We start from the raw sequence: 3,489 nt of genomic DNA, 5'->3' as shown, positions 1-3,489 counted from the left end.
TCCGCGACCACGGCGAGAGGCGGTGCCCGATGAGCACGGCCTCCCCCGCGTCGCTCGGCGACGAGACGACAGGCACCGTCCCCACGGCCCGCGGTGGCGGGCGGGGCGGGCGCGGCACCCCGCCGCCCCGCACCCCCGCGGCCCGCAAGCGCCTCCTCGGACTCGACCACGGCGCCTGGTTCCTGCTGCTGCCCGCGCTGCTGCCGATCCTGGTGCTGAGCGCGGGGCCGCTGCTGTACGCCATCTCGCTCGCGTTCACCGACGCCCAGTTCGGGCGGACCGTGGAGACCGACTTCATCGGCGTCACCAACTTCGCCGACCTGCGCTTGGACTCGCTGTTCTGGGAGTCGTTCCGCATCGGCCTGGTGTGGGCGGTGGCCGTCACCGCGGTGCAGCTGGTGCTGGCACTGGGGCTCGCGCTGCTGCTCAACCAGAACCTGCGCTTCCGCTGGCTGGCCCGCACCCTGGCGCTGGTGCCCTGGGCGATGCCGGAGGTCGTCGTCGGCATCATGTGGCGGCTCGTCTACCACCAGGACGCCGGCATCCTCAACAAGACGCTGCGGCAGCTCGGGCTCATCGGGGAGAATGTCGACTGGCTGACGAACCTCTCCCTCGCGCTGCCCGCCGTCATCCTCGTCGGCGTGTGGGCGGGCATGCCGCAGACCACCGTCGTGCTGCTGGCCGGGTTGCAGAACGTGCCCCACGAGCTGTCGGAGGCCGCGCAGCTCGACGGCGCCGGGATATGGCGGCGGTTCGCCTCGGTGACCTGGCCCGCGCTCAAGCCGGTGGCCGTGGCGATGACCGCGCTGAACTTCATCTGGAACTTCAACTCCTTCGGGCTGGTCTACGTGCTCACCCAGGGCGGGCCGGGCGGCCAGACGCGGCTCCCGATGCTCTTCGCCTACGAGGAGGCCTTCAAGTACGGCCAGTTCGGCTACGCCGCCGCGATGGGCGTCGTGATGATCGCCGTCGTCGCCGTGTTCCTCACGGTGTTCCTGCGCAAGCGCCTCAAGGAGGACGCCATATGAGCGGCACGAGCAGCGTCGGCGCGCCGACCGCGCGCACGAGCGCGCCCCCCGCCGGGCACGGGCGCCGGCGCACCCTGCGGCTCGCGGGCCGCACCGGGCAGTACGCGGGGCTCCTGTGCTATCTCGTCTTCCTCGCCTTCCCCCTGGTGTGGCTGGTCTCCACCTCCTTCAAGTCACCGCAGGAGCTGGGCCGGATCGATCCGACGTGGCTGCCGCGCCACCCCACGCTGGACAACTTCCGCGCGGCCTTCGAGGCCCAGCCGCTGGCCCGCTCGGCGCTCAACAGCCTGATCGTCGCCGGCGGCGCCACCCTCGTCTCCGTCGCGCTCGCCGTGCCGGCCGCCTACGCGCTGGTGCGCTACCGCTCCCGGGTGAGCACGGCCGCCAACGGGTGGGTGCTGGTCAGCCAGATGTTCCCGTTCGTGCTGGTGATCATCCCGCTCTTCCTCGTCCTGAAGAACCTGCACCTGGTCAACTCCCTCGGTGGGCTGATCATCGTCTACGTCGTCTGGAACCTGCCGTTCTCGCTGTGGATGCTCCAGGGCTACGTCAAGGCGGTGCCCGTCTCGCTGGAGGAGGCCGCCGCGGTGGACGGGGCGAGCAGGCCGCGCATCCTGCGCAGCGTCGTGCTGCCCCTGCTGGCGCCCGGCCTGGTGGCGACGCTGATGTTCTCCTTCGTCACCGCCTGGAACGAGTTCTTCTTCGCCCTCGTGCTGCTCAAGTCCCCGGAGACCCAGACGATGTCCGTCATCCTCACCCGCTTCCTCGGCGACGAGGGCGTCGCCGACCTGGGCCCGCTGGCCGCCGCCTCGGTGCTCGCGACGATCCCGAGCCTGCTGTTCTTCGCCCTGCTCCAGCGGCGGCTGGCCTCCGGGATGCTGGCCGGGGCGGTGAAGGGCTGATGCGCTACGCACCGAGGGGTACGCGCGGTGCCGCCCGCGCCGCGACCGCCGCCCTGCTGGCCTGCGCCCTGCTCACCTCCTGCGCGGGCGGCGGCGAGGGCGGGGGCGAGGGCACCGTCACCCTGGACTACTACAGCCTCGCCTGGCAGAAGGAGTCCGTCGCCGCGAACAAGAAGCTGGTCGCGCGGTGGAACAAGACCCACGCCAAGGTGAAGGTCCGCTACGTGCAGGGCGCCTGGGACACCGTCCACGACCAGCTGCTGACCTCCTTCGAGGGCGGTGAGGCGCCCGACATCATCCACGACGACGCGAGCGACCTGACCGACTTCGCCTACGGCGGCTACCTGGCCGACCTGCGCGACTATCTGCCGAAGGGATCCCGCGCCGCCATCCCGCAGGCCGGCTGGGACGCCGTGACGATGAACGGCGGACGCGTCTACGGCGTGCCGTTCCTGCAAGAGCCCAAGGTGATCATCGCCAACAAGAAGCTGCTGGAACGCTCCGACGTGCGGATACCGACCGCGCACCACCCCTGGACGTGGGACGAGTTCGAGCAGGCCGCGAAGAAGCTGACCCGCGACAAGGACGGCAACGGCAAACCCGAGCGGTACGGCGCCGTGTGGCCGATGAAGGAGCCGGTCAAACAGTCCGTCAACCTCTCGCTGTCCACCGGCGGACGCCTCTTCACCCGCGAGCGGACCGGCGACGGCACCAAGAACACCGTGCGGTTCGCCGAGCGCGACGCGGCCATCAGCAAGCTCATCCACCGCCAGGTCAACGAGGACCGCACCGCGCCGCGCAGCGGGCTGGGCATGGGCGGCTCCGACACGCTGCCCGGGTTCTTCGCCGGGCGCTACGCGATGGTGCCGCTGAACTTCTCCTTCCGCCAGCAGGTGCAGCAGCAGGCGCCCGACGGTTTCGAGTGGACCGTCCTGCCGCTGCCGCGCGGTCAGCGCGAGGGCGAGAACGCGCAGGGCGTCGTCCCGCAGACCCTCTCCGTGGCGCAGGAGAGCGAGCACAAGAAGGCCGCGGCCGACTTCGTCGCCTACATGACCACCCCCGAGCACCAGGCCGTCCTCGCCAAGGGCGACTGGCTGCTGCCCACCGCGAAGGAGGCTTTGCAGGACCCCGAGATCAACCGGCGCGAGGACGGCTGGCGCACGGGCGCCCGGATCGCCCGCACCCTGCGGCCCTCGCCGACGCTCGGCGTGCGCGGCTACGCGGAGTGGTCCGACAAGGTCGCCACCCCCGCCTTCCAGCGCTACTACAGAGCCGACACCGACCTGGACGCGCTGCGTGACGCGCTGGTCGACGACGGCAACCTGATCCTCGACCGCTACCAGCGATGACCCCTCCGGCTCCGCTGGGAAGGGACGAACGCCGCAGCTGAGTCCGTCCCCTGCCCGCCGGGCCCGCTCCTCCCCCAGCCCTCGGCCGGGAGGTGCCCCAAGGTTCTCCGCCGTCGCGGCGGAGAGAGTGCGCCCCAGCGCACGGCACGGAAAACGCACAGAAAGAGCTCCGCATGAGCGCCGAGCTGTCGGCCGCAGCACCGCCCGTAC

3 protein-coding genes are annotated in these 3,489 nt (G+C 71.3%); all 3 read left to right on the top strand.

All coding sequences use genetic code 11. From position 1 onward, the window contains the following. Positions 1 to 29 precede the first annotated feature (29 nt). The 3 genes from AB8Z75_RS32680 to AB8Z75_RS32670 are packed head-to-tail and all read left to right on the top strand — an operon-like array spanning position 30 to position 3,279. The gene (locus tag AB8Z75_RS32680) at positions 30 to 1,028 is read left to right on the top strand and encodes a carbohydrate ABC transporter permease (protein ID WP_369208407.1); all 999 of its coding nucleotides are present in this window, start codon (positions 30 to 32) and stop codon (positions 1,026 to 1,028) included. After that, positions 1,025 to 1,930 (top strand): carbohydrate ABC transporter permease, encoded by a 906-nt coding sequence (locus AB8Z75_RS32675; RefSeq protein ID WP_369208405.1) that lies wholly within the window; start codon positions 1,025 to 1,027, stop codon positions 1,928 to 1,930. Before AB8Z75_RS32680 ends, AB8Z75_RS32675 begins: the two co-directional genes overlap by 4 nt. After that, the gene (locus AB8Z75_RS32670; protein WP_369208403.1) at positions 1,930 to 3,279 is read left to right on the top strand and encodes an ABC transporter substrate-binding protein; all 1,350 of its coding nucleotides are present in this window, start codon (positions 1,930 to 1,932) and stop codon (positions 3,277 to 3,279) included. Before AB8Z75_RS32675 ends, AB8Z75_RS32670 begins: the two co-directional genes overlap by 1 nt. Positions 3,280 to 3,489 lie beyond the last annotated feature (210 nt).

This window comes from Streptomyces sp. PU-14G, from assembly GCF_041028275.1.
GTDB lineage: Bacteria > Actinomycetota > Actinomycetes > Streptomycetales > Streptomycetaceae > Streptomyces.
The sequence above is the reverse complement of the archived record's forward strand: the minus strand, read 5'-3'. Positions and strand labels throughout refer to the sequence as shown.

Bases quoted from the DNA above. Each gene is read 5' to 3' on its own strand.
- AB8Z75_RS32680 (WP_369208407.1), top strand. From the start codon at position 30: ATGAGCACGGCCTCCCCCGCGTCGCTCGGCGACGAGACGACAGGCACC.
- AB8Z75_RS32675 (WP_369208405.1), top strand. From the start codon at position 1,025: ATGAGCGGCACGAGCAGCGTCGGCGCGCCGACCGCGCGCACGAGCGCG.
- AB8Z75_RS32670 (WP_369208403.1), top strand. From the start codon at position 1,930: ATGCGCTACGCACCGAGGGGTACGCGCGGTGCCGCCCGCGCCGCGACC.